The sequence below is a fragment of the Acidiphilium cryptum JF-5 genome, assembly GCF_000016725.1.
Lineage (GTDB): Bacteria > Pseudomonadota > Alphaproteobacteria > Acetobacterales > Acetobacteraceae > Acidiphilium > Acidiphilium multivorum.
Genome location: NC_009484.1, coordinates 1,510,692 through 1,536,531, shown reverse-complemented (window position 1 = coordinate 1,536,531; position 25,840 = coordinate 1,510,692). Strand labels below are relative to the sequence as shown.

The window sequence follows — 25,840 nt, the reverse complement described above, 5'->3', positions numbered from 1 at the left end:
AACAATGCCAGCCTTGTCGAGTTCAGTCGGATCGGGTGCCGCGGGAGCGGCGATCTTCGCGGATTCCGACAGCCGCCGCTACCGCTACTTCGAGCCGCGCGGCAAGCGCGCCACCCATTACGAAGACGTCACGGTCGATGTCCAGCCCGATCCCGAGCGCTACCTGATCCAGAACTGGATCATCTCCTTCGCGAACGGCAAGGGTGCTTATGTGAAGGACGCCACGGCGCTGAAAAGCAGCAACTGGCATGCCTTCCGCGCGCCGGACCAGGAATGGGAGCGCACGCATTACCAGCGCCAGTCCCGCATCGAGACCATGGTGCAGAGCGTGATCGCCAATGCCCGCCGCGCCGGCGCGCCGGCGAATTTCGACAAGGCCTGGCAGCGCATCCTGCAAACCCATCTCGGCGCCTGGAAACATGCCGAATTCGGGCTCGGCACCTCGCTGATGCAGGCGCAGCGCTATGGCTACACGCAGATGATCAACAACGCGACGCTGACCAACTCGTCCTACAAGATGCGCCTCGCGCAGGACATCACGCTCTACCTCGCCGAAATCGGCATGGACATTCCCGGCTGGAACGACGAGCTCGGCAAGGTCGCCTGGCTCGAAGACCCGATCTGGCAGGGCACGCGCGAGGCGGTCGAGACGATCATGGGGTCGAGCGACTATCTCGAACAGTATTTCGCGATCAACATCGTCTTCGAGCCGCTGGTGGGCGAGCTGTTCCGCTCCGGCTTCCTGATGCAGGTCGCCGCCGCCAACAACGATTTCGTCACCCCGCCGGTGATCTCCGCCGCCGAGGCCGATTACGAACGCAACCTCGCGAACACGATCGACCTCATCTACCTCCTCGCCAACGACGAGACACATGGCGGCGAGAACCGGGCGATTCTCCATGGCTGGCTCGAAAAACACCGCGCCCTCGCCGACAAGGCGGCCCTCGGCCTGCAACCGATCTGGTCGATGCCCCATTCCAAACCCGTCTCGTTCCAGGATGTCAGGGCGCAGTCGCAGGAGCGCATCGGCAAGATCCTCGGCGAACTCGGCCTCGCCTGACGCCCCGCACAGGAGATAACATCATGTCAACAGCAGCACGCGACGCGACCCATTCGACCATCTTCAAGCAGATGAAGGACATCACCTTCGAGCAGACGATCTCGGATCAGTGCGGTGTCACCATGAACGATTCGGTCGAGGCCCGCGCCATCGCCGAATTCATGAGCGACAAGCCCGGCGTCACCGTCACCTACCAGCCGGCGCTGATCCGTATCGACGGTCACGGCAAGCTGATCTTCAAGATGGACGAGATCGGCGATTATCTCGGCCGCGAGATGACGGCGGAAATCTTCGAGGTGAATACCTCGACCCATTACGGTCGCATGGTCCGCGTCGATGACAACACCGTGATCCTGTTCGGCAACATGGACGACGTCTTCGAATACATCTGAACCGCGGCACTCCGGCGCGCCCGCGCGGCAAGCGCGTGGCGCGCCGCCCAGCAAGCAATCAACACGTGGAGGAAACCATGTTCGTAACGCCTGAGGGTAAGGAAATCTTCATCGTCGACGGCCACACCCATTTCTGGGACGGCAGCCCGGCGAACCAGAGCAACATTCACGGCAAGCAGTTCATCGAATGCTTCTTCGCCTATCACAACGCGCTCAGCCCCGCCGACAAATTGTGGCCGAAGGAGAAGTTCGAGAAATACAGCGCCGATGATCTCTATCGCGACCTCTTCATCGACGGCCCCGACGATGTCGCGATCGTGCAGTCGACCTACCTCAAGGATTTCTACAAGACAGGTTTCAACACGATCGAACGCAATGCGGGCGTCGCCGCCCGCTACCCCGAGCGCTTCATTGTCAATGGCGCGTTCGACCCGCGGGACGGCGAGAAGGCGCTCGAATACATCCATTACATGAAAGAAACATACAATATCCAGGGCGTGAAACTCTACACCGCCGAATGGAACGGAGCCTCCCGCGGCTGGCGTCTGAACGATCCCGAGGCATACAAATGCTTCGAGCTTTGCGAGAAGCTCGGCATCAGGAACATGCACGTCCACAAGGGCCCGACCATCATCCCGCTGAGCAAGGACGCTTTCGACGTTCACGACGTCGATTATGCGGCGACCGACTTCCCCAATCTCAACTGGGTGGTCGAGCATTGCGGCCAGCCGCGCATCGACGACTTCTGCTGGATCGCGGTGCAGGAGGCCAATGTCTATGGCGGCCTCGCGGTCGTCCTGCCCTTCATCCATTCCCGGCCGCGCTACTTCGCCGAAATCATGGGCGAGCTGCTGTTCTGGCTCGGCGAGGACCGCATCCTGTTCGGCTCCGACTACGCGATCTGGACGCCGCGCTGGCTGGTCGAGAAATTCTGGAACTTCGAGCTGCCTGAAGATGTGAAGCAGGAGCGCGGCATCGACCTCACCCCGGCGATCAAGGAAAAGATCCTCGGCCTCAACGCCGCGAAGCTCTACGGCATCGACATCGCGGCGAAGAAGGCGGCGCTTGCGGCCTCGCCGCTCGCGGTCGCCGCCGAATAGGCCGGTCCACGCAGCACGCCGGCCATCGGCCGAAGGGAGACAAAATGGCTAAGCTGCTTCTGCATAATTCCGAAGCCCGGCGTGCGCTGGCCCGCGGTGTGGGCCGGCTCGCGGCGGCCGTCGAGCCCACGCTCGGGCCTAAAGGCATGAACGCGATGATCGACCGGCCGATCGGCACGCCGATGGTCACGCGCGATGGCGTCAGCATCGCGGTGGAGATCGAGCTGCCGAACCGGTTCGAGAACATGGGCGCGCAGGTCGTCCGCGAGGTCTCGATGCAGACCAACGAACTCGCGGGCGACGGCACCACCACCGCGATCGTGCTCGCCAACGCGCTCGTCCAGGCCGGCGTCGAGGCCAGCGAGCGCGGCGCCCGCGCGGTCGATCTCATTCGCGGGATCGATCTCGCGGTCGAGCGCGTGGCATCGTCCCTCAAGGAAGCGGCCCGGCCGGCTTCCGGCAACGGCATGCTCGCCGCGGTGGCCAACATCGCCGCAACCGAGCCGCATCTCGGCGCGCTGGTCGCCGAGGCCTTCGCGCGCGTCGGCGCCGAGGGCGTGATCACTACCGACTTCAGCGTGACCACCGCAACGACGCTCGAGGTCGTCGAAGGCATGTCCTTCGATCGCGGCTATATCTCGCATCACATGGTGACCGATCAGGAGAAGATGGAAGCCGTGCTCGAACGGCCGCTGATCCTGATGACGGATCTCAAGATCCGCGATCCCCATGCGCTCGATGCGGCGCGCGCGCTCGCCGCCGACGCCCACCGCCCGCTTCTCGTGATCGCCGAGGAGGTGGCGCCGGAGGTCGTCGTCAGCCTGCTCGGGCGCGACGGGCCGGGCCGCTACCTCGTCGTGCATCCGCCCGAATATGGCAACTGGCGCAAGGCGATGATGGAGGATATCGCCATCATCACCGGCGGCCGCGTCATCGCCCGCGATCTTGGCGGCCGGGTCGAGGACGTCACGGCGGCCGATCTCGGCGCCGCCGAGCGGGTGCGCACCAGTGCGACGCACACCGCGATCATCGGCGGCGCCGGCGATCCGGCGGCGATCGCCGCGCGCCGGGCGCAGGTGCAGCGGATGCACGATATCGCCCCGCCCAATATCGAGCAGGACAAGCTGCGCGAGCGCCTCGCGAAGCTTTCCGGCGGTACCGCCATACTTTATGCCGGCGGAGCGACGCCGGTCGAGCAGAAGCGCACCATCCAGCTGATCGAGGATTCGCTCGCCGCCGTGCGCGCCGCGAGCGAGGAGGGGGTGGTTGCCGGCGGCGGCACCGCACTGGCGCAGATCGGCCCGGTGCTCGACGAGGTTCTGGCCGGCGTCGGCGGCGATGTCGCGGAAGGGGTGAAGCTCGTCCGCTCCATCCTCACCCGCCCGCTCTGGCGCATCGTGACCAATGCCGGCGGCGACCCCGACCACGTGGTCGCTCAGGTCTCGGCGGTGAATGGCGGTTTCGGCTACAATGCCGCCATCGGCACGTTCCAGAACATGTACGATGCCGGCATCATCGATCCCGTCCGCGTCACCTGCACGGCGCTGCGCAACGCCGCCTCGGTCGCCAAGCTGATCCTGACCACGGAAACGCTGGTGGGCGATCTGGGTGAGGACGAGGAAGACCCGACCGCGTCTCCCGCCCGCGGCGGCGGCGCCGAGCGTCTCGGCCGCGCATGATCTCCGGCGTCAAGGGCGGCTGGATTCCGGCCGCCCTTGCCGTTCAGACGAAGCCGCGCCTGATTCCGAACTGGTCGAGCTTCCGGTAGAGCGTCGGCCGCGAGATTCCGAGCTTCTGCGCGGCGCGGCTCAGGTTCCCCTTTTCCGCGAGCAGCACGTCGCGGATCGCCTGGCACTCGGCTTCCTCGATGCTGTGCGGCCGCGGCGCTGTTGCGGGCAAAAGGGCGGCCTCCTCCGGCCGGGCGTGGAATTCCGCCGGCAGGTCCTCCGGGCCCACGCGCGTGCCGCGCCAGAGGATGTGGAGTTTTTCAACGAGATTGCGCAATTCGCGCACATTGCCCGGCCAGCGATAGGCGCGCAGGATATCGAGCGCCTCCGCGGCGAACGTCAGCGGGGCCGTGCCGAGGCGTGCTGCGAACCGGGAATTGAAATGCTCGATCAGCAGCAGCACATCGTCGCCGCGCTCGCGCAGCGGCGGGACGTGAATGGTCACCGCGCTGATCCGGTAGAACAGGTCGCGCCGGAAGCGTCCCTGTTCGACCTCCTGTCGCAGGTCGCGGTTCGTCGAGGCGATCAGTCGCACATCCACCGGCCTGGCCCGGCTGTCGCCGAGGCGCCGGACAACCCGTTCCTCCAGCACCCTGAGCAGGAAGGGCTGGATCTCGGGTGGCATTTCGCCGATCTCGTCGAGGCAGAGCGCGCCGCCATTCGCGAGTTCGAACACGCCCGGCTTGCCGTCCCGGCTCGCGCCGGTAAAGGCGCCTGGCACATGGCCGAAGAGTTCGCTGCCGAACAGCTCGCGTGTGATCGCGCCGCAGTTCAGTGTCACGAACGGGCTGTCAGAGCGATGGCGGGTGCCGCCGTGGATCAGCCGGGTGAAGAGTTCCTTGCCGACGCCGGTTTCCCCCTCGATCAGCACGGAGGTGACGTCCGCCGTCGCCGCCACCCGGCTGGCGATCTCGATCGCACGCCGCAGCGCCGGGCTTTCGCCGATGATGCAGTTGGCCTGGCTGTCGCTGGCATCCGCATCGGCGCGCCGCGCCGCGGGGGATGGCCGGGCCTCGCGCGTCGGAAACACCAGCGCCGCACCGCGCATGCCATTATCCGCCTGCAGCGGGCTGAAATGGCAGTTCTGCAGCGCGAGCATCGCGTCATTGTCCAGTTCGGCGCCGTTGCCGCTTTCAAGGAAGCGCACCAGGCGCCGCTCCGCCGCCGGCGTCGGCGGGTTGGTGCGGAACGCGCGCAGCGTGCTTTCGGCGACGTTGTGGCAATAGATCGGCCGCCCCCGATGATCGACGATCAGCAATCCGTCGCTGCGCCGATATTCGGGCGCGGATGAGATGAATGCCTCCAGCAGCCGCGCGCGCTCCTCGTTGCGCTGCTCGGCGAGCGCCTTCTCGATTTCCTGCGCCGCCGCGGCGACGAGGCCGATATTGTGCGGCCGGAAGATGTCCGGATGGCCGGACAGGTCGACGACGCCGATGATGCTGTTGTCGAACGGTTCGCGGATCGGCGCGCCGGCGCAGGTCCAGCTCTTGATGCCGGCGCAGAAATGTTCGGCCGCATGCACGAAGACCGGCGCGCCCGCCCACAGCGCCGTTCCGATTCCGTTGGTGCCGACGACATCCTCGGTCCATTTGCCGCCGATCGAGAGGTTGATGTCCATGCCGTCATGCAGCGTCCGCCGGTCGCCGATCGCATCGATCAGCACGCCGTTGCGGTCGGCGAGGACGAGCATCGCGCCGGTGCCGTCGAGCAGCCGGCCGATCGTGCCGAAGCTGCGCCGAGCCGCCGCGAGGAGGTCCCGGTTCTGTTCGATCAGCGCATCGATGCCGTGGTTCAGGGGAGCTTCCCGCTGCCGCGCATCGATGCCGCAGGAGGCGCAACGCGACCATGAATCGCCGATCAGCGGCCGCACCGGAAAGCGGCGCTGCCCGTCCCCGTCCTCGCCGGAGAGCAGGCACTCCCACGCCTTCATCGTGGTGTGCTCGTCGTAGGGGGTGCTGAACTCCTCCGTGCGCGGCCCGCGTGCCGCCGCATCGCCGCCTTTCAGGTCGTCCGGCGGGCGGGTCGCGCGGCGCGGCGCGGAGATCGCGTCAGCCAATGCCCAGCCGAACGCCGATTTCGGCGGCCAGTTCGTCCTCGCCATAGGACGGGGAAAGCCGCGTGCCGTCCAGCGTGCCGAGCGGCGCCGCGATCTCGGGCGCCACGGGCGCGATGAATCCATTGGCATCGGTGGCCAGCACGAAAATCTCCTCGCCGCCACGCCGCTGCAGGGTTCCCAGGTGATGCAGCTGGTAGCCGGTGTTCCCGTCGACGAGGCAGACACGCCCATTCACGCTGATCCGCACGGATGGGGCGGCCGCCGTGGTGTCGGGGCGCGAGGCAGCGCCCGTGCTGATGATCAGGCCGCTGGCCTCGGGGGCCGGCTTCGGCGCCTTGCGCGCCGAGTAGCCGCCGGCGGTGATGTGGTCGGCGATGCGCGTGATCGTCCCCTGGTTGCGCCGGAGAATCTCCCGCATCCGGACGTCTTCAGGGCGCGGGCCCTGGGCTTTGGTGACGATGGTGACCATGGTTCCTCCCACAAGAATCCTCAGGCCGCTGTGTCGCCGTTCATTTTTCCTGCGGATCAGCCGCTATCTCGTCCGACGACTGCTTCAGGTACGATGGATGTTTGATGAATTGGTGGTATCCGGATGCCCCGCTTCGGCAATTCAGGTAACGGTTTGAAATGACCAAGGAAATATCATCGTCTTTCGGAAAGATGCGGAAATTTCAAAGTGTTTCCGCACGCGCCGCGATGTTCCGATTCGGCGCAGCTCTTGCGGCGCCGCAAAAGGAAGCGCACGTACGGGCTCAGCCATGATCGAGACAGCCGACAATCCGCCCGGCCGCAGGCCGCCATCGCGGGAGCCGCTTTCACATGATGCCGCGGAAAGACGGCGCCGGCGATGAGGGCAGCCGCATCCGTGCCGTTCTGGCTGGAGAGCGAGGCGGGGTTGCTCGTTGCCCTGAAGGTTCAGCCTGGCGCGCGCCGGGCGCGGCTCGGCCCGGTCGTCCCGGCCGCGGCGGCACCGGGCTGGCCGCCGGCGCGTCTCCGCCTGGCCGTGGTTGTGCCGCCGGAAGACGGCCGTGCCAATGACGCGGTTCTGAAGGCGCTGGCCGCGTGGCTTGGCATCGGCGCCGCGCGCCTCGCATTGCGCGCCGGCGGTCAGGCGCGCGACAAGCTGGTGCTCGTGGCGGGCGGCAGCGCCGATGAATTCGCCGGTCCGCTGGCGGCGGTGAGCGGCGCCGGCGAGGCGCCGCCCGGCGTCACGACAACAGGCGCAAGGTGAAGCGGTAGCGCACGCTCTCGCCGCGGGAGGCCCGGATCGCGCCGAGGACCAGCATGATCACGTCGGCGACCCCGACGATGATCGCGAGCGGAATGCCGACGACCGAGAGAATCAGCGTCGCGGTCAGGAGATAGGCGATCAGCATCAGGCCGAGCACGGTGATCTGGAAATTGAGCAGTTCGACGATCTGCTTTCTGGTCGTGGTGCCGTCCTTCGCGACGAAATAGCCGACGAGCGGCGAGAATACGCCGAAGAAAAGGCTGGCCAGGGTGAAGATCACGACGAAGTTGCGATCGTTGGTGGCGGCAAGATCGCTGGCGATGGCATTCTGGTCTGACATGTTGGAACTCCGGTCTGGAATGGCGGCAAGCCTGAATTCAGAGCGAGGGCTTCGCCGCCGGCTGCTGGTTCGCGTGGGAGACGGTCTTCGCCTGCTGGCTTGCCGCGGCCGCGCGCTCGCGCGCGATGTCGCTGTAGATGCTGCCGGCATCGAGCATCAGTTCCGACAGGAACTGGACATGCCCGCCGAAGCTGTTGTTGGCCGACATGGTGATCTGCAGCACCTGCGGGCAGTCCTTCGACCCGTTGTAGAGCTGGGACGGCACCGCGTTGAACGCGCCGGAGATGCAGCCGCTCTGCAGCGTGTAGATATTGTCGGCCAGCTTGTGGGCCGGGTTCGCCCCGGTCCAGTCGACCGCGCCGATCGTGAAGCCGTCCGGCGTGCCGTATTGCGACAGCATGGCCGCGAACAGGTCATGCACGCCCGGCGCCTTGCCGAGATCCTTCGCGTCGGACGGGAACGTCGCCTCGCGGTTGACCGCGACAACCTTGTTGCCGCTTGCCGGCGAGGTGTACTGGATGAAGATCGTCTGGGAGATGTCATCCGCGAAATTCCGCGGGTCGGAATGGCTGGTCACCGTCATGTCGGCAACGAAGGTCTTGCCGCCCGGCATGCGGTACTGCCCCTGCTGGATGGCGGCGTTGGGGAACATGTCCTTGTGGGCGCCGATCAGCTGCCGCACATCGGCGGGTGTCATGCCGAACTTGATGCCCATGATGTCGATGGCCGGCTTCGCCGCGGGCGTGGCGGCGGAGGCTGGCGCGCAGCCGCCGGCGAGCGCTGCCGCCGCGAGGGCGGCAGCAGCGAGATGTTTCATCTGCATGTCGATTGTTCCGTGTGCGTTAAGGGAGAATGCCGGCCGGATGGACGATATATTCCCAGTGACCGTCATGCTTCCTGAAGTCGAAGGGCTTGGTGGCGGTGCTGCCGTCCGGCGCGGCCATCTTGATCTGGCACCTGAAGATGCCCTGCTCCGCGGACTTGCAGGAAACCGCCTTGAACTTGATCTTGTCGATCCCGGCAATCGCCGAATGGGCGACGTCGGTGGCCATGCTCCGGGCCATGGCGTTGCTGCCGGCGGCGGCCATTTCCTTTTGCAGCGCGGCGTTGATCTGATCCTTGATCGCCTGCTTCGCCTCTTTCGGACTGGGGCCGGTCCGGCCGCACCCGGCCAGCGCGAGCAGCGGGATCATCGTCAGGGCAGTCTTTTGAATGATTCTCACGGGAAAATTCTTCTTCTTGAAAAGCGTGACTGATCGGAAGGATCGCCGCGGCCGGGCATCACGATACTGAAAACACGACATGCCCGTCGCGGCAGATGGAAATCAAAATTGACAAATAATTATCACATTAAATTCCTCGACTTTTAGAAAAGCATTTCATTACGATTCTTCGATGAACCGGGTCTCCCACAAAATGTCCTGCCTGTAAACAGTTCGTGATCGAAACCGGCGGGGCCGGGTTCAGCCGGCGCCGAGATATTCGATCGCCGCGTCCACGCCGCCGCGCGCGTGCGGCACGCGGGCGAGGCGCAGCGCCATCTCGACCACGCCGAGCGTGCCGAGCAGCATCGCCTCGTTGAGATCGCCCATATGGCCGATGCGGAACACCTTGCCGCCGAGCGGATCGAGCCCGGCGCCGAGCGAGACGTTGAACCGGTCATAGGCGATCCGGCGCACCGCCTCGCCATCGTGCCCCTCGGGCATGCGGATCGCCGTCACCGAATCCGACCGCCTAGCCGGATCGGCGCAATAGAAGGCCACGCCCTGGTTCCCGCTCCAGACCGAAACCGCCCGCCGCGTCGCTTCCGCGAGGCGGTGATGCCGGCGCCACACCGCCTCGATCCCCTCCGTCTCGATCAGCCGCACGGATTCCAGCAGGCCGTAGAACGGCGCGATCGGCACGGTGCCGGTGAAGCTGCGGTGCCGGCGCGCCATCATCCTGGTCCAGTCGAAATAGAACCGCGTCAGCCGCGCCTGGGCGTGGGCGGCGAGCGCCTTTTCGCTCACCGCGGTGAAGGCGAGGCCGGCGGGCAGCATCAGCCCCTTCTGGCTGCCGCCCACCACGGCGTCGATCCCCCAGTCGGCCATGCGGAATTCGATCGAGCCGAAGGAGGAGATCGTGTCCGCGAGCAGCAGCGCCGGGTGGCCGGCGGCGTCGAGTGCGGCGCGGATCTCGGGCAGCGGCACGGCAACACCGGTCGAGGTCTCGTTATGGACGATGCAGACCGCCTTGATCTCGTGCGCCGTGTCGGCGGCAAGACGCTCCGCGATCGCGCCGATATCGGGGCCGCGCCGCCAGTCGGCCTCCGGCATTTCGACCTCGAGGCCGAGCGCGCGCGCCATCGCGCCCCAGACGCGGGAGAAATACCCGGCCTCCGGCATCAGGATGCGGTCGCCCGGCGAGAACAGGTTCTGCAGCGTCGCCTCCCAGGCGCCGTGGCCGCTGGAGGTGTAGATGAACACCTCGCCGGTGGTGAACAGCAGCCGCTTCAGCCCCGCCACCGCGCGGTCATAGACCTCGATGAAATCGGCGCTCATGAAATCGGTCGTCGGCCGGTCCATCGCCCGCAGCACGGAGTCGGGAATGTTGGTCGGGCCGGGATTGGCGAAGAACAGGCGGCCTGGCTTGCGGGCGGCGGGGGACTCGGGGGTCATCGGCCTCATTTCCTTCCGGGGTGACGATACCGAAACCTACCCCGGAGTGCCGGCGTTTGCCCACCCGCGCGGTTGCATCGCCGCCTCGTGCGCGAGCAGCCAGCGCTTGCGCTCCAGCCCGCCGGCATAGCCGGTCAGCGATCCGTCGGCGCCGGTGACGCGGTGGCACGGCACGACGATGGCGACCGGGTTGGCGCCGTTGGCCAGCCCCACGGCGCGGACGGCGCGCGGCCGGCCAATCCGCGCGGCGAGGGCGCCATAGCTCAGCGTCTCCCCCGCCGGAATGCCCCGCAACGCCGCCCAGACCGCGCGCTGGAACGCGGTGCCGCCGGTCCGCACCGCGATGCCGCCCAGCGCGTCCGCCCGCCCCGCGAAATAGGCGAGAAGCGCCTCGCGCAGCGCGGCGGGGGCCGGCCGCGCCGCGAGCGTGAAGCCCGTCCCCTCGGCGCCGTAATGGCGCCGCAGCAGGCGGCGCATCCGCGCCTCGTGGTCCGGCCAGTCGAGCGCGCGCAGCGCGCCCGCCGCATCGGTGATGACCAGCATCGTCCCGATCGGGCAGTCGATCCGGTCGAGGAACAGCGGTTCAGGCGCCATCGTCGTCTCCTTCGGCCAGGGCGGCGGATGCCGCCCGCGGATGGTGCGCGGCATCCGCCGCCCACAGATGCTGCGCGGCATAGGCGCGCCAGGGCCGCCAGGCTTCCGCCCGCGCGGCGAGGTCGGCCGGGTTCGGCCGCGTGCCGGTCAGCCGCGCCGCCACCCGCAGCAGGGCGGCGTCGGACGCCGGGAACGCATCCGGCTCGCGGGCGGCGCGCAGCGCGATGTAATGCGCGGTCCATTCCCCGATCCCGGGCAGCGCCACGAGCCGGCCCACCGTCTCGTCGAGCGAGCGCCCGGCCCGGAACAGGCCGGGGTCGCGCAGCGCGGCGGCGGCCAGCGTCTCGATCGTGCGGGCGCGGGCGCGCGGCATGCCGAGCGCGACGGCATCGAGCTGCAGCAGTGCGGCGGGTTCGGGAAAGACGCGCGCGAGCCCGGCCGGCCCGCCGCCGTCCAGGGGCGCGCCATGGGCGGCGACCAGCCGTCCCGCCAGCCGCGCCGCCGCCCGCACGCTCACCTGCTGGCCGAGCACGGCGCGCACCGCGAGTTCGAACCCGTCCCAGCCGCCCGGCACGCGCAGCCCCGGCCGGGCCGCGGCCAGCGGCGCGAGCAGCCGGTCGGCGGCGAGGTGGCGGCCGATGGCGAGCGGGTCCGCGCCGAGATCGAAGACCCGGCGGATGCGGCCGACCAGCGTCGCCAGCGCCGTCACGGCGGGAAACCGGATCGTCGCCCGCAGCCCGCAGGCCTGCGCGTCATGCGCGATGCTGACCGTCCCCCGCGCGCCGCCGAGAGCGACGCTGCGGTGGTATCGCCCGGCATCGTCCATCCGTTCGACCTGGTCGATCGTCCGCGCGGCGAGGAAATCCGCCATCGCCGCCCAGTCATAGGGCGGCGCGTAGGGCAGGGTGAGGGTGATGCCCGACGGTTCTGCCGCCGCTACCTGTCCCGCGCGGCGCAGCGCGCCCGGCGCGCTGCCATAGAGCGCGCGGAAGGTCGCGTTGAAGCGGCGCACGCTGCCGAAGCCGGCGGCGAGCGCCACGTCGGCCAGCGGCATCGCGGTTTCGGTGAGCAGTTGCCGGGCGAACAGCACCCGCCTTGTCTGCGCCACGGCGACCGGCGAGGCGCCGAGATGCTGGCGGAACAGCCGCCGCAACTGCCGCTCGCCGAGGCCGAGCCGGAAGGCCAGCGTGTCGACCGCCGCGCCGTCGAGCCCGCCCTCGGCGATCAGCGCGAGGGCGCGGCTGACGGTGTTCGACGTGCCCCGCCAGGCGGCGAGATCGGGCGAGGATTCCGGCCGGCAGCGCAGGCAGGAGCGGAACCCGGCGGCCTCGGCGGCGGCGGCGGAGCCGAAGAAGCAGACATTCTCGCGCCGCGGCGTGCGCGCCGGGCAGACCGGCCGGCAATAGATTCCGGTGGTGCGCACGCCGGTGAAGAAGCGCCCGTCGAACCGGGCGTCGCGCGTGGCGAGGGCGCGGTAGCAGGCATCGGGGTCGAGTTCCATGAACGCATCATGGCACGGCGGGACGCCGGATGCTCGCCGTTTTCGGACATGATGGCCCGGCGGACCGCCGTTTCCGGACGCCCCGGCAAGGACGCCCGGCCGGCCGCCTCAGTGCGACAGATGCGCGCTGTAGAAGTATTTGGCGTAGGTTGGGTTCGACGCCTCGGCCGTCGTGACCGTGATATTGGCGAGCCGCTTCGAGGCGGGCACCTGCGCGCTCTTTCCGGTCAGGATGTCATAGGCGTATTTCACGCCGAGGCGGCCTTCCTCGGCCGGGCGCTGGACGATCAGGGTGCTGATCACCCCCTGCTTGAGCAGCTTCACCTCGCCCGGCTCGGCGTCGTAGCCGACGACATCCACCTTGCCCTTCTTGCCGGCGGCGACCACCGCCTTGCCGACGCCCTCGCCGGAGAACACGTTGGTGGCGAAGATGCCCTTGAGGTGAGGATACTTGAGCAGCAGCAGCTGGGCTTCGGTGAAGGCCTTGGTCGGGCTGTCGTCATCGTATTCGATGGCGACGACCTTCATGCCCTTGTAGTGCTTCATCTGCGCGAGGAAGCCCTTCTGGCGCGCATCGGTCGTCGAGATGCCGGGCTTGACGTTGATCACCGCGACATCGCCCTTCCCGTGCGCGAAGCCGGCGATCGCCCGCGCCGCCGAGGCGCCGCCCTGGACGTTGTTCGAGGTGATCCGGCTTTTCAGGATCGCGGTATCGCTGATCGTGGTGTCGACCGAGATCACCGGAATGCCGGCGGCGATGAACTGCCTGATCGGGTTGATCAGCGCCTTCTCGTTGGTCGGCGCCACGAGCAGGGCGGCCGGGTGCTTGGCGAGCAGCGCCTGCAGCGCCGGGATCTGCGTCTCCGGCGAGAAGCTGCTGCCGCCCTGCCAGATCAGGTGCAGGCCGAGCTTCTTCGCTTCCGCCGCCGCCCCATGCTGCATCGTGATGTAGAACGGATCGGTGGCGATGCCCGGCACCAGCGCGATCGTCTTGCCCCCCGCCCGGGCCGCGCCGCCGGCCAGCGCGAGGCCGCCGGCGATGCCGAGCGCCAGCGTGGCGCCGCGGCGGGAAATCCGTTGTCTGCGTGTTGTGGCCATGATGTCCTCCCCTTTGCCGCCGGGTTCGCGGCGGCCGTTTCCGGTCAGATCGACTCCAGCAGCCTGTCGCGAAGCTGGTCCATGGCGACGGCCAGGATCAGGATCGCGCCGACGGCCACCTGCTGCCAGAACGGCTGCACGCCGATCAGGATCAGCCCGGTGACCATGACCGTGATCACGAAGCCGCCGACCACGGTTCCAAGGATGGTGCCGCGACCGCCGAACAGGCTGGCGCCGCCGATGACGACGGCGGTGATCGCGTCGAGTTCGTCGTTCGCGCCGGCCTGGACCGAGGCCGAGGCGAAGCGCGCCATCACCATCAGCCCGGCGACGGCGGCGAGAAATCCGGCCAGCGTGTAGATCCTCACCAGATGCCGCCGCACGTCGATGCCCGCGCGCCCGGCACCCAGCGGGTTCGAGCCCACCGCGTAGGTCCGCAGCCCGAAGCGGGTCTGCGCCAGCACCACGGCGCAGATGATGCAGAACACCGCGGCGACCAGCACGGTGACCGGCATCCACCCGCCGATCGCGAAGGAGCCGGCGGTGCCGACGATGTCCGGAATCGTGCCGACATTGCGCCCGCCATTGAGCAGGTAGATCCCGCCGGTGCAGATCGACAGCATGCCGAGCGTGACGACGAAGGGGGTGAGCCGCAGCCGGGTGATCAGCGTGCCGTTCACCCAGCCGACCAGCGCGCCGCTCGCCAGCGCCGCGGCGATGCCGGCGGCGATGGTCACGCCATTCGCCGCATGGGCGTGGATCAGCGCGCGCATGACCAGGCCGCCGACCATGCCGGAGAGGCCGAGAATGGCGCCGACCGAGAGATCGATGCCGCCGGTGATGATCACGAAGGTCTCGCCAAGCCCGAGCAGCAGGTATTCGACCGCGAATTGCGAGGTGGCGAGCCAGCTCGCGCGGCTGAAGAAATCCGGACTCGCGATGCCGAACACGGCGATGAGCGCGAGCAGGATGAACAGCGTCCAGATCTCGCCGTGCCGGGAGAGGAATTCGAGCAGCGCGCGCGAGCCGCCCCGCGCACCCGGCGCCACGACCGCCGCCTCCGCGCCGCGCGGCGGGTTCGACGGGCCGCTCACGGCGCGCTCCCCGCCGCATCCGCGCTCGCCAGGCCGGCGCCGGTGATGCAGGCGATCGTGTCCTCGATCGTCATCGACCGCGCGTCCCGGTCGGCCACCTTGCGGCCGCGGAACAGCACCACGATCCGGTCGCACAGCGCATGGACCTGCGGCATGTTGTGGCTGACCAGGATGACGGGAATGCCCTGGTCGCGCACGGCGGCGATGAGTTCGCCGACCTTGGCCTGCTGCTCGACGCCGAGGGCCGCGGTGGGTTCGTCCAGCAGCAGCAGGCGCGACCCCCAGATCAGCCCGCGCGCGACCGCGACGGCCTGGCGCTGGCCGCCGGACAGCGCGCGGCAGGGCGTGCGGACCGAGCCGATGCGGATGCCGGTGCGCCGCAATCCGCCGAGCGCGGTCTCCCGCATCGCCGCCTTGTCGAGAAAGCCGAGGCGCCCGAGCAGGCCGGGCCGCAGCCTTTCGCGGCCGAGAAAGACATTGGCCCAGATGTCGAGATCGAGGGCGAGGGCGAGATCCTGATACACCGCCTCGATCCCGGCGAGGCGGGCATCGAGCGCCGAGCCGAACTGCACCTCGCGCCCATCGACGGCGAGCCGCCCGGCGGAGGGACGGATCGCGCCGGCGATGATGTTGACGAGGGTGGACTTGCCGGCGCCGTTATCGCCCACGAGGCCGACGACTTCGCCCGGATGGATGTCGAGGCTGACATCGGTGAGGGCGCGGATATGACCGTAGGACTTGCCGATGCCCGACACCCGCAGCACCGGCGCTTCCGGGTTCGCGGCCGGCGCCGGCGGATGCGGATCGGGCGTGACCGGCAGTTCGGTTGGCATGGAGTGCGTCCCAAACGTTTCCCTGCCGTGACACTAGACTGGCTTGGGAGCATGTCAATCGACCGCGATCCGCACGATGTCGCGACAGCGTCGCGCCTGCGTCCGTTATTCATTCTATCATGCAGTGAGTTGGCGCGGCTTGCCGGCATCGCCGGTGTGCCACGGCCATGCCGGCAATGCGGAATTGCCCCGAACGATGGACCGGCCGATCTTCTCACGCCCGCGCCGACGCCCCGGCGGGCCATGCCGCCGGGGCGCGTGCGATCGGCCGCTGGCGGTCAGACCGCGAGGCGGAGACGCCCGACGCGCGGGCGCGCGAGGGTTTCGTATATCTCGAGATAGTTCTCCGCCATCCGCCGCGCGGTGAAGCGGGCCTCGAACGTCGCGCGGATGCGGGACGGGGAGAGCTGGTGCACCCGGTCGAGCGCGGCGACCGCCTCCGCCTCGCTCTCGACGATGAAGCCGGTGACGCCATCCTCGACGATCTCGGGCACCGAGCCGTGCCGCCAGGCGATCACCGGCGTGCCGCAGGCCATGGCCTCGATCATCACCAGGCCGAAGGGTTCCGGCCAGTCGATCGGCATCAGCAGCGCGCGGGCACCGGAGAGAAATTCGGATTTTTCTCCCTCGCCGATTTCGCCGATCAGGCAGGCATCGGGGCCCAGCATCGGCTTGATCCCGGTTTCGAAATATTCCTCGTCGACACGGTCTACTTTCGCGGCGAGGCGCAGATCCATGCCGGCGGCGCGGGCGATTCGGATCGCGCGGTCGGGCCGCTTTTCGGGGCAGATGCGGCCGAGAAAGGCGACATAGTCGCGCGAACGCTCGCGCGGCGTCAGCAGGTCCTTCGGCAGGCCGTGCTGGACCGTGGCGACGAAATTCGCTTCCGGCAGCGGCTGGCGCTGGGAGTCGGAAATCGAGATCAGGTTCATCACCGGCAGCTCGTCGTGGACGGGGCCGAGTTCGGGCAGGTCGAGCCGGCCGTGCAGCGTGGTGACGAAGGGGGTGCGCTGACGCGCGAACAGCGAGGCCGGCCAGTAATCGTTATGGAAGTGCAACACGTCGAACTCGTGGGCTCGCCGGTAGACCCGTTCCATCAGCATGAAATGCGGCGCGAGCGTATCGCGGATGCCGGGGTCGAGCCGCAGCGCGCGCGGCCACACGGCGTCGAGTTCGGCGGCGGTTACCGAATCCCCGCTCGCGAACAGCGTGACGTCGTGACCCATCGCGACGAGTTCTTCCGTCAGGAAGGAGACGACACGTTCGGTGCCGCCATAGAATTTCGGCGGAACCGCTTCAGTCAGAGGTGCAATCTGGGCGATTTTCATGAGTGCCTGACTCCTCGCTGCTGGATTGTTTTTACGAGCGTTAGCAGGACGCCCCGATGTGGCAGTCATCGGGCGGTATTTGCCCAAATGCTGCCGCATTCGATGCCAAGGTAGGGACTGCCGGGGGCGCCGCCGGCTGGCGCTATTGCCGAAATGCCACATGAAGACAGGAAATTTGGCGGCGCCCCTCGATAAAGACCCGCACCGATGGAGCCCGAGACCATGCCGGATCACAAAAAGGCGATTGCAGAAGCGGAAGGAATCGAAAGCGCACCCCGCCGATCGCCGGCGCCGGAGGCATCGGCGCCGCTTGCCATTCCGCTCTCCGCACCGCCGGCATCGCGTCCGCAGCGCTTTCTGCTGCGGGCGATCCTGCGGCACGCGCCGGGACATGCGACGATCGTGCTTTCCGTCGTCGCCGCGGTCGCCTGTTCTGTGCTGTCGCAATATGCCGTGAAGAACCTGGTCGATGTGCTGACCGCCAATCAGCGCGGCGCGGTCTGGGGGGCTTTCATGCTCCTCGCCGGGCTGATCGCCGCGGACAATCTCGCATGGCGGATCGGCGGGTTCGTCGCGGCGCGCAGTTTCGTGGCGGTGACCGGGGAATTGCGGCGCGCGCTGTTCAACCACACGCTTGGCCATTCGCCCGGCTTCTTCGCCGACCGCCGGCCCGGCATGCTGGCCGGCCGCATCAGCGTGACCGGCAATGCGGTCTTCCGGCTCGAGAACCTGATGGTGTGGAACGTGCTGCCGCCGGCGCTGGCGGTCGTTCTCGCGATCGTGATGATCACCAGCGTCGATCCGGCGATGGGGCTGGCGCTGCTGGGCATCGCGCTGGCGCTGGGGGCGGTGCTGGCCTGGCTGGCGGCGAAGGGGCGGCGGCTGCATCGCGACTATGCCGAGGCCGCGGCCTCGGTGGATGGCGAGCTGGTCGATGTGATCAACAACGTCGCCGTCGTCCGCGCCTTCGGCGCGATGTTCCGCGAGCGGCAGCGCTTCGCCGAGGATGTCGGGCGCGAGATGCGCGCGCGCCGGGCGAGCCTGAACTACCTTGAAGGGCTGCGGAGCTTCCACGCGGTCACCACGGCGCTGCTGACGGCCGGCATGCTCGCCTGGATCATCGACCGCTGGCTCGACCATGCGGCGAGTCCCGGCGACGTCGTGCTGGTGACGACGCTCGGCTTCACCGTCCTGCACGGCACGCGCGATCTCGCGATCGCGCTGGTCGAGATGGTGCAGGACTGGGCGCGGCTGCACGAGGCGCTGGCCTCGCTGCTGATCCCGCACGACATGATGGACGCGGCGGACGCGCGGGCCCTGCCGCAGGCGCGCGGGGCGGTGAGCTTCGCCGATCTCGATTTCGCCTATCCGGACGGGCGGGCGGTGCTGAAGGAGGTGAATCTGACCGTGGCGCCCGGCGAGAAGGTCGGCCTGGTCGGCCGGTCGGGCTCGGGCAAGACGACGCTGCTCGCCCTGCTGCAACGGCAATACGATCCGGCGCGCGGGCGGGTGACGATCGATGGCACCGACATCGCCGCGCTCAGCCGCCAGGGCCTCGCGGAAATCCTGTCGGTCGTCTCGCAGGACGTGCAGCTGTTCCATCGCTCGGTGCGGGAGAATATCCGCTATGGCCGGCCCGATGCCGGCGATGCCGAGGTGGAGGCGGCGGCGCGGGCGGCCAACGCGCATGACTTCATCATGACCCTGCCGCAGGGGTATGACACGCTGGTCGGCGAGCGGGGGATGAAGCTGTCGGGCGGGCAGCGGCAGCGCCTCGCGATCGCGCGGGCGGTGCTGCGCGACGCGCCGGTGCTGCTGCTCGACGAGGCGACGTCGGCGCTCGATTCCGAAAGCGAGGCGGCGGTGCAGGAGGCGATCGACCGGCTGGCGCGCAACCGGACGGTGATCGCGGTGGCGCACCGGCTGGCGACGCTGCGCGATTTCGACCGCATCGTGGTGATGGCGGAGGGGCGGATCGTCGACGAGGGATCGCCGGCGGCGCTGGCGTCGCGCCCCGGCCCCTATCGCGAGCTGTTGCGCCGGCAGGATACCGCCCGGCTCGGCCGGGCGGCCTGAGCCGGGTCAGCCGTATCTTGTTTTGACAACGTAACGAAAATGGCGCGGTGAGGCGGCGCGGGTCAGGCGCCGTTTCGGCGGCGCCGGCTTGCGGGGGGAGAAGGCGCGCATCGCGCGGCGGGCGGCGGGCCCGCGGCCGAAGCCGGTGGCGCGGCGCACGGTGGCCGCAGGGCGGCGGGATCGGGCGCGGTATCGGCTGCCGGATCGGGAGCTGGATCGGGGATTTTGGGGCGGCGCAGCGCCGGCGGCCGGGATGGATGCGGCGAGGGCGGCGATCTCGGGATCGGCGAGCAGGTCGCGAAGCTGGCCGGCGGCGGCGGCGGCGCCGGGGATGAGGGTGCCGAGCCAGCCGAGGCGGCGCGGCAGCGGGCGCGGGCGCGCCGGGGCCGGTTGGCGGGCGGTTGCGGGATGGCGGGGGCGCGGGGGGCGCTGCGGGCCGTCCAGCGCCGCGGCGAGACGGTCGGCGAGGCGGCGCAGGCGCGTCCAGATCAGGACCACCAAGGGGCCGGCGATGCCGCGCCGGTGACCCTCGGCGGCCACGCGGTCGCACAGCGCCGCGATGATCGCGGCGAAGCGGCTGGCGGGACTGGCGAGGGGGACGGCGCTGGCCATGCCCGAAAGGACCACGGCGGAAGGGGGGTGGGCAAGGGCGATGTGACGCCGGTCATTGCCGGTTGTCGGATTTGCCGGCAAGACGGCGGTGAAAGCATCGTTGCCGCCTCGCGATGACCGGGGCGGCGCGCCGGCGTCCTGTCCCTGAAATTCGCGGTGGATCTCGGATCCGGGACGCCGGACAACAAATCCTGGGAGGCGGCGGCGTGATTCACATCATTTATCAGGCGGACCACAAGAAGCGGGCGGAGGCGTTGCAGGCGGCCAATCCGGGATCGTTGATCAGCGAGGTCGGCGATACGCCGTTCGGACGCGGCAGCGTCGACACGCTGGTCTATTGGGGGCATGGCGACGCCTACAAGTTCTGCACGATGGAGGCGGACGCGTTTCTCGCGAACATCAGGGCGTGGCAGAAGATGAACCCCAATATCCGCACGGTCGAGGTGATCACCTGCAACGCCCGGCACGGGTTCGAGGGGGCGGAGATCCGGGCCTCGTTCACCGACCAGATGAAGAAGCAATGGCGGAAGAAGTTTTCCGGCATGATCATGAAGGCGCTGCCGATGGGCGTGAGCAAGGGGCAGGTGAACAGCTGGTCCATCCTGAAATACCAGGACACGACGAAGACCTGGTATTACGTGACGGCGCCGGGGGCGAAGGACACCCAACACATGTGGCCGGGCTGCCATGAGATCGAGGCGGCGGTGGGGAACGGGCTGCACGAGAAGGCGCAGGCAGCGAGCGCGAACACCCGGCGGGTGTGGACGGTGATGTCCGGCACGATCTACACGCTTCGCAGCAGCCTCGTGGTGATCAATCGCTGACGCGGCCGCGGGTGGCCGGGCCGGAGTCGGATGGAGCAGAAATATGGCGAAGGGATACTGGATCGCGAGCGTCGATGTGCGCGACGCCGAGGCCTATGCGGCCTATGTGCGGGAGAACGCGGTGGCGTTCGCGAAATACGGCGCGCGGTTCCTGGTGCGCGGCGGGGCGGCGGAGGCGGTCGAGGGCGGGATGCGGTCGCGGATCGTGGTGCTGGAATTCCCCGACCACGCGGCGGCGCTGGCCTGCTATCACTCGCCCGAATACGCGAGGGCGAAGGCGCTGCGCGAGGGGGCGTCGGTCGCCGATGTGGTGGTGGTCGAGGGGTATGACGGGGCGCAGCCCGGCGCGGCCTGAGCGCGGGCGGATGCGCGCCCTGCTTGCCGCGCTGGCGCTGGCCTGGCTGCCGCTGGCGGCGGCGCGGGCGCGGGTGGTGCGGCTGGACACGGCGCTCGGGCCGGAGCGCGTGCTGGTGCTGCGCCCGGCGCATCCGCGCGCGACGCTGGTGATGCTGCCGGGCGGGACCGGGCGGGTCGGGCTGACGCGGACGGGGCGGTTCCGGCATGGCGCGAATTTCCTCGTCCGCACGAGGCGGGACTGGGTGCGGCGGGGCTTCGCGGTGGTGATTCCGGACGCGCCGGGCGGGCGCGACCTGCGCGGCCACCGGCATGGGCCGGGCTTTGCCGCGGTCGTCGGCGGGCTGGTGCGGCTCGCGCGGCGGCGGATCGGGGCGCCGGTGATCCTGTTCGGCACCAGCCAGGGGACGATCGGCGCGGTGAACGGGGCGGCGCACGCGGCGGCGGGGAGCGTCGCCGGGGTGGTGCTCACGGAGACGGTGTCGGTGCCGGGAAGGCTGAGCCGGATGACGGTGTTCGACGCCGATCCCGCCGCGGTGCGGGCGCCGGTGCTGATCATCGCCAACCGGGACGACCGCTGCCCGGTCGCGCCGCCCGGACAGGCGCCGGCGGTCGCGCGGGCGCTGGGCGGCGCATCGTCGGTGACGGTGCGGATGGTCGCGGGCGGGGCGGCGGGAGACCGGCCTTGCGGCTCGCTCGGCCCGCACGGGTATTTCGGGATCGAGGGGCGGGTCGAGACGGCGATCGCCGGGTGGATCGGGACGCTGGGCCTCGAAAAAGAAAAAGGCGGCGCCTGAGCACCGCCAAGTCAGGGAGGAAACGTCCTGGGATTTTTCTAGCACGGACGCGGGACGCGCGGATTGTTTTTGTTGCAGTGCAGCATTGCCGCGGCAGGCGTCCGGCGTGGTTCGGGGGGCGCTCAGAGCTCGCGGGCGAGGGCGGCGCGGGCGGCGGCGGCGGCGTTGATGCAGTCCGGGCTGGCCGCGAGATCGCCGGGATTGGCGGCGCAGGCGGCGATGGCGGCCTGGCGGGCGGCGGCGTGGCGGGCGAACCAGGGGACGTCGTGCGTCGCCGCCGCATGGGCCGCCGGGGCGGCGAGGGCGAGGAGGAGCGAAAACAGGATCTTGCGCGTCATGGTCTTGGTCCTTGCGTGGTGGTCTGCCCCCGATGTGCGCCCGCGCGCGCCGGCGCGGTAGGCACGGGGGCGGCAAAAGACCCTTGCCGGGACGGCACGGATGCGCGCATCCGGCGGGCTGGGATCAGGAAGATTCGGGGGCGATGCGGCGGGCGCGCAGGCGGCGGATGCGGCGGGCATCGGCGTCGAGGATCAGGAACTCGATGCCGGCGGGGTGGGAGATGATCTCGCCGCGGGTGGGCACGCGGCCGGCGAGGGTGAAGACGAGGCCGCCCACCGTGTCGAGATCGGCTTCCTTTTCCTCCTCGGTCAGGAAGTCGCCGAACCGGGTGGTGAAGTCCTCGACCGGGAGGCGGGCGTTGAGATCGACCGCGCCGTCGTCACGGTCGATCATCAGCGGGCCCTCGATCTCGTCGTGCTCGTCGTCGATGTCGCCGACGATGGTCTCGACGAGGTCCTCGATGGTGACGAGGCCGTCGACGCCGCCATATTCGTCGATGACGAGGGCGAGATGGGTGCGGCGCTGGCGCATCTGCAGCAGCAGGTCGAGGACGGGGATCTGCGGGGCGACCATCAGCGGGCGGCGGAGGATGGCGCGCAGCGAGAACGCCTCGGGGCGGCCGGTGTAGCCGACCACGTCCTTGATGTGGACCATGCCGAGAATGTCGTCGAGATGCTCGCCGAAGACGGGCATGCGGGAATGGCCCTCGCGGCGGATCTGGTCGATCGCCTGGTCCAGCGTGACGTCGGCGCGCATGGCGACGATGTCGGCGCGGGGGATCATCACGTCGTCGGCGGTGATGCCGCGCAGGCGGAGGACGTTGGCGATCAGCGCGCGTTCCTGGCGGTCGAGCCCGGTGCCGCCCTCCTCGCCGCCGGCTTCCGCGGCGGCTTCCTCCATCAGCTCGCCGATCTGCTGGCGCAGGTCGGGCTGCTCGCGCATCTTGCTGAGCAGGCGGGAGAACCAGCTGCCGCTCACGACGCGTATTTCCACGGGTTGGGGACGCCGAGGCGGTGCAGCAGGCGGGCTTCGAGGCGCTCCATGCGGCGGGCCTCGCCGGCTTCGTGGTGGTCCTCGCCGGCGAGGTGGAGGGCGCCGTGGACGACGAGATGGGCGAGGTGGTGCGCCGGGCGGCGGCGGGCGGCGCGGGCCTCGCGCAGGACGACGCCGAGGGCGAGGATGATCTCCGGCGGCATCTCGTAGGTGAGGACGTTGGTGGGCTTGTTGCGGCCGCGGTCGCGCGCGTTCAGCGCCTTCACCGTGCGGTTGTCGGCCAGGATGACCGGGCAGGCGGCGCCGGCGGCATCGAGCGCGCGGGCGACCACGCGCTCGGCGTCCGGCACGAAGCGGCGCCAGCGGGGCTCGGCGATGTGGATCAGCCCCCGCAGCGCGGCGCCGCGGGGGAGGCTACTTGGAGGCTCGCTCACAGGTCCCGCGCGCGCTCGCGCTGCGCCTCCGAGCGGTGGTCGTAGGCCTCGACGATGCGGGCGACCAGCGGGTGGCGCACCACGTCGCCGGCATTGAAGCGGGTGACGCCGATGCCGGAGACGCCTTCCAGAGTCTCCAGCGCGTCGGCCAGGCCCGAGCGGCTGTGGGGCGGCAGGTCGATCTGCGAGAGGTCGCCGGTGATGACCATGCGGGTGCCCTCGCCCATGCGGGTGAGGAACATCTTCATCTGCGCCGGGGTGGTGTTCTGCGCCTCGTCGAGGATGACGAAGGCATGCGCGAGGGTGCGGCCGCGCATGAAGGCGAGCGGGGCGATCTCGATCTCGCCGGCGGCCATGCGGCGGGCCATGACCTCGCCGGGCATCATGTCCTGCAGCGCGTCGTAGAGCGGGCGGAGATAGGGGTCGACCTTCTCCTTCATGTCGCCGGGCAGGAAGCCGAGGCGCTCGCCGGCCTCGACCGCGGGGCGGGAGAGGACGATGCGGTCGACCCGTCCGGAGGTGAGCATGGCGACGGCCTGGGCGACGGCGAGATAGGTCTTGCCGGTGCCGGCGGGGCCGATGGCGAAGACCATCTCGTGGCGGGAAAGCTCCTCGATATAGGCGGCCTGGCCGGGGCTGCGCGGGCCGACCACGCCCTTGCGGGTGCGGATCGCCGGCAGGTCGGACAGCGGCAGGCGGGGCTCGGCGGCGGGATCGACCAGGCGGGCGGCGGCATCGACCTCGGCGCCGGAGATCTGCTCGCCGCGGGCGAGACGGTCGTAGAGCGCCGAAAGCGCGGTTTCGGCGGCGGCGACCTGGTCGGGCTCGCCCGAGATCGACACCCGGTTGCCGCGGCAGGCGAGCCGGACATGCAGGCGCTTTTCGAGGCGGGCGAGGTTGCGGTCGTGATCGCCGAGCAGGATGGAGAGCAACCCGTTGTCGTTGAAGGTGAGGGTGCGGGACAGCCGGGGGGGCTGGGATGTGACGATCTGGCTCAAGCGGCGATCTGCTCCTGTGTGAGACTGGCCATGAGAGAATTGGGGTTGGACTGCACGATTTTCACCGTCCGCAGGGTGCCGGGCGGTATGTCGGCATTGTCGACGACGACGGGCTGCAGGTAGGGCGAGCGGCCGGCGGACTGGCCGGGATGGCGGCCGGGGCCGGTGAAGAGGACCTCGAAGCTGCGGCCGACCTGGGCGCGGTTGAAGGCGTGCTGCTGGTCGCGCAGCACGGCCTGGAGCTCCTGCAGGCGGGCATCCTTCACCGCCTCGTCGATCTGGTCGGCGGCGTCGGCGGCGGGGGTGCCGGGGCGGCGGGAGTATTTGAAGCTGTAGGCCAGGGCGAAGCCGGTCTCGCGGACGAGCCGCATGGTCGCGGCGAAATCGGCGTCGGTCTCGCCGGGGAAGCCGACGATGAAATCGGACGAGAGCGCGATGTCGGGCCGGGCCGCGCGCAGCTCGCCGGCGATGCGGCGGAACAGGTCGGCGCCGTGGCGCCGGTTCATGCGGGCGAGGATCGCATCCGAGCCGGACTGCACGGGCAGGTGCAGGAAGGGCATGAGCTTCGGATTGTCGCGATGGGCGGCGATCAGCGCGGCATCCATGTCGCGCGGGTGGGAGGTAGTGTAGCGCAGCCGGGCGAGGCCGTCGATGTCGGCGAGTTCGGCGAGCAGGCGGGCGAGGTTCCAGGTGGCGCCGTCCGGCGCCTCGCCGTGCCAGGCGTTGACGTTCTGGCCGAGCAGGGCGATCTCGCGCGCCCCGCCGGCGACGAGGCGGCGGGCCTCGGCGAGGATGGCGGCGGCCGGGCGGCTGGCCTCGGCGCCGCGCGTGTAGGGGACGACGCAGAAGGTGCAGAACTTGTCGCAGCCTTCCTGGATGGCGAGGAAGGCGATCGGGCCCTGGCTGGCCTGGTCCTCGGGCAGGAGGTCGAATTTCTGCGCGGCGGGGAAGTCGGTGTCGATCACGGCGCGGCGCTTCGCCTCGATCTCGGCGATCAGCTCGGGCAGGCGGTGATAGGCCTGCGAGCCGACCACGAGATCGACATGCGGGGCGCGGGCGAGGATTTCCGCGCCCTCGGCCTGGGCGACGCAGCCGGCGACGGCGATCATCATCGCGCCGCCGCGGGACTCCTTGAGCGCGCGCAGGCGGCCGAGCTCGGAGAACAGTTTTTCCGAGGCGCGCTCGCGGATGTGGCAGGTGTTGAGGATCACCATGTCCGCATCCTGGGTGGCGACCTGCCGGTAGCCGAGCGGGCGCAGGACGTCCGCCATGCGTCCACTGTCGTAGACGTTCATCTGGCAGCCCCAGGTGGTGATGTGCAGCGTGCGGCGTGAGGCGGTCTCGGTCATTCCAGTTCATCCGGGCAAGGGTTTGCCCTGTGGATGTGCCGGGACGCCGGACG

General features: G+C 69.4%; 27 protein-coding genes. 9 read left to right on the top strand and 18 right to left on the bottom strand.

Annotated elements, in window-relative coordinates; genetic code table 11:
• The first annotated feature begins 4 nt into the window (after window positions 1-4).
• From ACRY_RS09315 to ACRY_RS09300, 4 genes are all read left to right on the top strand, one after another.
• Window positions 5-1,060, top strand: coding sequence for an aromatic/alkene monooxygenase hydroxylase subunit beta (locus ACRY_RS09315; protein ID WP_007421822.1), 1,056 nt, complete (start codon window positions 5-7; stop codon window positions 1,058-1,060).
• A 23-nt stretch (window positions 1,061-1,083) separates the two neighbouring features.
• Complete coding sequence (locus ACRY_RS09310) at window positions 1,084-1,452, top strand: MmoB/DmpM family protein (RefSeq protein ID WP_007421823.1); 369 nt, start codon at window positions 1,084-1,086, stop codon at window positions 1,450-1,452.
• Between the two features lie 77 nt (window positions 1,453-1,529).
• Entirely contained in the window at window positions 1,530-2,552 is a 1,023-nt protein-coding gene (locus ACRY_RS09305) for an amidohydrolase family protein (RefSeq protein ID WP_011942199.1), read from the top strand.
• Between the two features lie 44 nt (window positions 2,553-2,596).
• The gene (locus tag ACRY_RS09300; RefSeq protein WP_007421825.1) at window positions 2,597-4,231 is read left to right on the top strand and encodes a molecular chaperone GroEL; all 1,635 of its coding nucleotides are present in this window, start codon (window positions 2,597-2,599) and stop codon (window positions 4,229-4,231) included.
• A gap of 43 nt (window positions 4,232-4,274) precedes the next feature.
• On the opposite strand, the gene ACRY_RS09295 is transcribed toward ACRY_RS09300, so the two are convergent.
• Window positions 4,275-6,380, bottom strand: coding sequence for a sigma-54-dependent Fis family transcriptional regulator (locus ACRY_RS09295; RefSeq protein ID WP_231295392.1), 2,106 nt, complete (start codon window positions 6,378-6,380; stop codon window positions 4,275-4,277).
• Window positions 6,328-6,804, bottom strand: a complete 477-nt coding sequence (locus ACRY_RS09290) for a hypothetical protein (RefSeq protein WP_007421827.1) — start codon at window positions 6,802-6,804, stop codon at window positions 6,328-6,330. Before ACRY_RS09290 ends, ACRY_RS09295 begins: the two co-directional genes overlap by 53 nt.
• 378 nt (window positions 6,805-7,182) lie before the next feature.
• Here ACRY_RS09290 and ACRY_RS09285 point away from each other — a divergent pair, with 378 nt between their 5' ends.
• Entirely contained in the window at window positions 7,183-7,566 is a 384-nt protein-coding gene (locus ACRY_RS09285; RefSeq protein ID WP_050751104.1) for a DUF167 domain-containing protein, read from the top strand.
• On the opposite strand, the gene ACRY_RS09280 is transcribed toward ACRY_RS09285, so the two are convergent.
• The 10 genes from ACRY_RS09280 to ACRY_RS09235 form a co-directional block, all read right to left on the bottom strand.
• Window positions 7,544-7,906 carry a DUF4870 domain-containing protein gene (locus tag ACRY_RS09280; RefSeq protein WP_011942196.1) on the bottom strand — a complete coding sequence of 121 codons (363 nt, stop codon included), beginning with the start codon at window positions 7,904-7,906 and terminating at the stop codon, window positions 7,544-7,546. The genes ACRY_RS09285 and ACRY_RS09280 overlap by 23 nt on opposite strands.
• 37 nt (window positions 7,907-7,943) lie before the next feature.
• The gene (locus ACRY_RS09275; protein WP_011942195.1) at window positions 7,944-8,729 is read right to left on the bottom strand and encodes a hypothetical protein; all 786 of its coding nucleotides are present in this window, start codon (window positions 8,727-8,729) and stop codon (window positions 7,944-7,946) included.
• A 19-nt stretch (window positions 8,730-8,748) separates the two neighbouring features.
• The gene (locus ACRY_RS09270; protein WP_231295391.1) at window positions 8,749-9,129 is read right to left on the bottom strand and encodes a hypothetical protein; all 381 of its coding nucleotides are present in this window, start codon (window positions 9,127-9,129) and stop codon (window positions 8,749-8,751) included.
• A gap of 240 nt (window positions 9,130-9,369) precedes the next feature.
• Window positions 9,370-10,563 carry a pyridoxal-phosphate-dependent aminotransferase family protein gene (locus ACRY_RS09265; RefSeq protein ID WP_011942193.1) on the bottom strand — a complete coding sequence of 398 codons (1,194 nt, stop codon included), beginning with the start codon at window positions 10,561-10,563 and terminating at the stop codon, window positions 9,370-9,372.
• 36 nt (window positions 10,564-10,599) lie between these two features.
• Window positions 10,600-11,157 carry a methylated-DNA--[protein]-cysteine S-methyltransferase gene (locus ACRY_RS09260; protein WP_011942192.1) on the bottom strand — a complete coding sequence of 186 codons (558 nt, stop codon included), beginning with the start codon at window positions 11,155-11,157 and terminating at the stop codon, window positions 10,600-10,602.
• Window positions 11,147-12,658: an AlkA N-terminal domain-containing protein gene (locus ACRY_RS09255; RefSeq protein WP_011942191.1), complete on the bottom strand. Its 1,512-nt coding sequence runs from the start codon at window positions 12,656-12,658 to the stop codon at window positions 11,147-11,149. Before ACRY_RS09255 ends, ACRY_RS09260 begins: the two co-directional genes overlap by 11 nt.
• 108 nt (window positions 12,659-12,766) lie before the next feature.
• Window positions 12,767-13,756, bottom strand: coding sequence for an ABC transporter substrate-binding protein (locus tag ACRY_RS09250; RefSeq protein ID WP_011942190.1), 990 nt, complete (start codon window positions 13,754-13,756; stop codon window positions 12,767-12,769).
• Window positions 13,757-13,800: 44 nt separating this feature from the next.
• A complete protein-coding gene (locus ACRY_RS09245) occupies window positions 13,801-14,850 on the bottom strand; it encodes an ABC transporter permease (RefSeq protein WP_011942189.1) in 1,050 nt (349 codons plus the stop codon).
• The gene (locus ACRY_RS09240) at window positions 14,847-15,683 is read right to left on the bottom strand and encodes an ATP-binding cassette domain-containing protein (protein ID WP_011942188.1); all 837 of its coding nucleotides are present in this window, start codon (window positions 15,681-15,683) and stop codon (window positions 14,847-14,849) included. The genes ACRY_RS09245 and ACRY_RS09240 overlap by 4 nt, the downstream gene beginning before the upstream one ends.
• A 278-nt stretch (window positions 15,684-15,961) precedes the next feature.
• Window positions 15,962-17,011 carry a glycosyltransferase family 4 protein gene (locus ACRY_RS09235; RefSeq protein ID WP_011942187.1) on the bottom strand — a complete coding sequence of 350 codons (1,050 nt, stop codon included), beginning with the start codon at window positions 17,009-17,011 and terminating at the stop codon, window positions 15,962-15,964.
• Window positions 17,012-17,233: 222 nt separating this feature from the next.
• On the opposite strand from ACRY_RS09235, the gene ACRY_RS09230 reads away from it, so the two are divergent.
• Window positions 17,234-19,087 carry an ABC transporter ATP-binding protein gene (locus ACRY_RS09230; RefSeq protein ID WP_011942186.1) on the top strand — a complete coding sequence of 618 codons (1,854 nt, stop codon included), beginning with the start codon at window positions 17,234-17,236 and terminating at the stop codon, window positions 19,085-19,087.
• A gap of 6 nt (window positions 19,088-19,093) precedes the next feature.
• On the opposite strand, the gene ACRY_RS09225 is transcribed toward ACRY_RS09230, so the two are convergent.
• Window positions 19,094-19,699, bottom strand: a complete 606-nt coding sequence (locus tag ACRY_RS09225) for a hypothetical protein (protein WP_155856361.1) — start codon at window positions 19,697-19,699, stop codon at window positions 19,094-19,096.
• Window positions 19,700-19,905: 206 nt separating this feature from the next.
• On the opposite strand from ACRY_RS09225, the gene ACRY_RS09220 reads away from it, so the two are divergent.
• Genes ACRY_RS09220 through ACRY_RS09210 form a run of 3 tightly spaced genes read left to right on the top strand, consistent with a single transcriptional unit; the run spans window position 19,906 to window position 21,674 of the window.
• Window positions 19,906-20,523, top strand: a complete 618-nt coding sequence (locus ACRY_RS09220) for a hypothetical protein (protein ID WP_011942184.1) — start codon at window positions 19,906-19,908, stop codon at window positions 20,521-20,523.
• Window positions 20,524-20,566: 43 nt separating this feature from the next.
• Window positions 20,567-20,878 carry a DUF1330 domain-containing protein gene (locus ACRY_RS09215; protein ID WP_011942183.1) on the top strand — a complete coding sequence of 104 codons (312 nt, stop codon included), beginning with the start codon at window positions 20,567-20,569 and terminating at the stop codon, window positions 20,876-20,878.
• The gene (locus ACRY_RS09210) at window positions 20,850-21,674 is read left to right on the top strand and encodes an alpha/beta hydrolase (RefSeq protein ID WP_011942182.1); all 825 of its coding nucleotides are present in this window, start codon (window positions 20,850-20,852) and stop codon (window positions 21,672-21,674) included. The genes ACRY_RS09215 and ACRY_RS09210 overlap by 29 nt, the downstream gene beginning before the upstream one ends.
• Window positions 21,675-21,796: 122 nt before the next feature.
• On the opposite strand, the gene ACRY_RS09205 is transcribed toward ACRY_RS09210, so the two are convergent.
• The 5 genes from ACRY_RS09205 to miaB all read right to left on the bottom strand — a co-directional run bounded on the left by ACRY_RS09205 (window position 21,797) and on the right by miaB (window position 25,787).
• Window positions 21,797-22,012 carry an EexN family lipoprotein gene (locus tag ACRY_RS09205; protein ID WP_007423481.1) on the bottom strand — a complete coding sequence of 72 codons (216 nt, stop codon included), beginning with the start codon at window positions 22,010-22,012 and terminating at the stop codon, window positions 21,797-21,799.
• 124 nt (window positions 22,013-22,136) lie between these two features.
• Window positions 22,137-22,955 (bottom strand): hemolysin family protein, encoded by an 819-nt coding sequence (locus tag ACRY_RS09200; protein ID WP_231295411.1) that lies wholly within the window; start codon window positions 22,953-22,955, stop codon window positions 22,137-22,139.
• Between the two features lie 32 nt (window positions 22,956-22,987).
• Entirely contained in the window at window positions 22,988-23,440 is a 453-nt protein-coding gene (gene ybeY, locus ACRY_RS09195; RefSeq protein ID WP_007423479.1) for an rRNA maturation RNase YbeY, read from the bottom strand.
• The gene (locus tag ACRY_RS09190) at window positions 23,437-24,438 is read right to left on the bottom strand and encodes a PhoH family protein (RefSeq protein ID WP_007423478.1); all 1,002 of its coding nucleotides are present in this window, start codon (window positions 24,436-24,438) and stop codon (window positions 23,437-23,439) included. Before ACRY_RS09190 ends, ybeY begins: the two co-directional genes overlap by 4 nt.
• The gene (gene miaB, locus ACRY_RS09185) at window positions 24,435-25,787 is read right to left on the bottom strand and encodes a tRNA (N6-isopentenyl adenosine(37)-C2)-methylthiotransferase MiaB (RefSeq protein WP_007423477.1); all 1,353 of its coding nucleotides are present in this window, start codon (window positions 25,785-25,787) and stop codon (window positions 24,435-24,437) included. The genes ACRY_RS09190 and miaB overlap by 4 nt, the downstream gene beginning before the upstream one ends.
• Between the last annotated feature and the right edge of the window lie 53 nt (window positions 25,788-25,840).

What these genes read in the sequence shown, in the direction of transcription:
- ACRY_RS09305 (WP_011942199.1), top strand. Translation starts at nt 1,530, where the DNA reads ATGTTCGTAACGCCTGAGGGTAAGGAAATCTTCATCGTCGACGGCCAC.
- ACRY_RS09235 (WP_011942187.1), bottom strand. Translation starts at nt 17,011, where the DNA reads ATGAAAATCGCCCAGATTGCACCTCTGACTGAAGCGGTTCCGCCGAAA.
- ACRY_RS09310 (WP_007421823.1), top strand. Translation starts at nt 1,084, where the DNA reads ATGTCAACAGCAGCACGCGACGCGACCCATTCGACCATCTTCAAGCAG.
- ACRY_RS09210 (WP_011942182.1), top strand. Translation starts at nt 20,850, where the DNA reads ATGACGGGGCGCAGCCCGGCGCGGCCTGAGCGCGGGCGGATGCGCGCC.
- ACRY_RS09255 (WP_011942191.1), bottom strand. Translation starts at nt 12,658, where the DNA reads ATGGAACTCGACCCCGATGCCTGCTACCGCGCCCTCGCCACGCGCGAC.
- ACRY_RS09285 (WP_050751104.1), top strand. Translation starts at nt 7,183, where the DNA reads ATGAGGGCAGCCGCATCCGTGCCGTTCTGGCTGGAGAGCGAGGCGGGG.
- ACRY_RS09280 (WP_011942196.1), bottom strand. Translation starts at nt 7,906, where the DNA reads ATGTCAGACCAGAATGCCATCGCCAGCGATCTTGCCGCCACCAACGAT.
- ACRY_RS09265 (WP_011942193.1), bottom strand. Translation starts at nt 10,563, where the DNA reads ATGACCCCCGAGTCCCCCGCCGCCCGCAAGCCAGGCCGCCTGTTCTTC.
- ACRY_RS09225 (WP_155856361.1), bottom strand. Translation starts at nt 19,699, where the DNA reads ATGGCCAGCGCCGTCCCCCTCGCCAGTCCCGCCAGCCGCTTCGCCGCG.
- ACRY_RS09240 (WP_011942188.1), bottom strand. Translation starts at nt 15,683, where the DNA reads ATGCCAACCGAACTGCCGGTCACGCCCGATCCGCATCCGCCGGCGCCG.
- ACRY_RS09290 (WP_007421827.1), bottom strand. Translation starts at nt 6,804, where the DNA reads ATGGTCACCATCGTCACCAAAGCCCAGGGCCCGCGCCCTGAAGACGTC.
- ACRY_RS09295 (WP_231295392.1), bottom strand. Translation starts at nt 6,380, where the DNA reads ATGGCGAGGACGAACTGGCCGCCGAAATCGGCGTTCGGCTGGGCATTG.
- ACRY_RS09300 (WP_007421825.1), top strand. Translation starts at nt 2,597, where the DNA reads ATGGCTAAGCTGCTTCTGCATAATTCCGAAGCCCGGCGTGCGCTGGCC.
- miaB (WP_007423477.1), bottom strand. Translation starts at nt 25,787, where the DNA reads ATGACCGAGACCGCCTCACGCCGCACGCTGCACATCACCACCTGGGGC.
- ACRY_RS09260 (WP_011942192.1), bottom strand. Translation starts at nt 11,157, where the DNA reads ATGGCGCCTGAACCGCTGTTCCTCGACCGGATCGACTGCCCGATCGGG.
- ACRY_RS09230 (WP_011942186.1), top strand. Translation starts at nt 17,234, where the DNA reads ATGCCGGATCACAAAAAGGCGATTGCAGAAGCGGAAGGAATCGAAAGC.
- ACRY_RS09215 (WP_011942183.1), top strand. Translation starts at nt 20,567, where the DNA reads ATGGCGAAGGGATACTGGATCGCGAGCGTCGATGTGCGCGACGCCGAG.
- ACRY_RS09205 (WP_007423481.1), bottom strand. Translation starts at nt 22,012, where the DNA reads ATGACGCGCAAGATCCTGTTTTCGCTCCTCCTCGCCCTCGCCGCCCCG.
- ACRY_RS09200 (WP_231295411.1), bottom strand. Translation starts at nt 22,955, where the DNA reads ATGCGCGAGCAGCCCGACCTGCGCCAGCAGATCGGCGAGCTGATGGAG.
- ACRY_RS09315 (WP_007421822.1), top strand. Translation starts at nt 5, where the DNA reads ATGCCAGCCTTGTCGAGTTCAGTCGGATCGGGTGCCGCGGGAGCGGCG.
- ACRY_RS09250 (WP_011942190.1), bottom strand. Translation starts at nt 13,756, where the DNA reads ATGGCCACAACACGCAGACAACGGATTTCCCGCCGCGGCGCCACGCTG.
- ACRY_RS09275 (WP_011942195.1), bottom strand. Translation starts at nt 8,729, where the DNA reads ATGCAGATGAAACATCTCGCTGCTGCCGCCCTCGCGGCGGCAGCGCTC.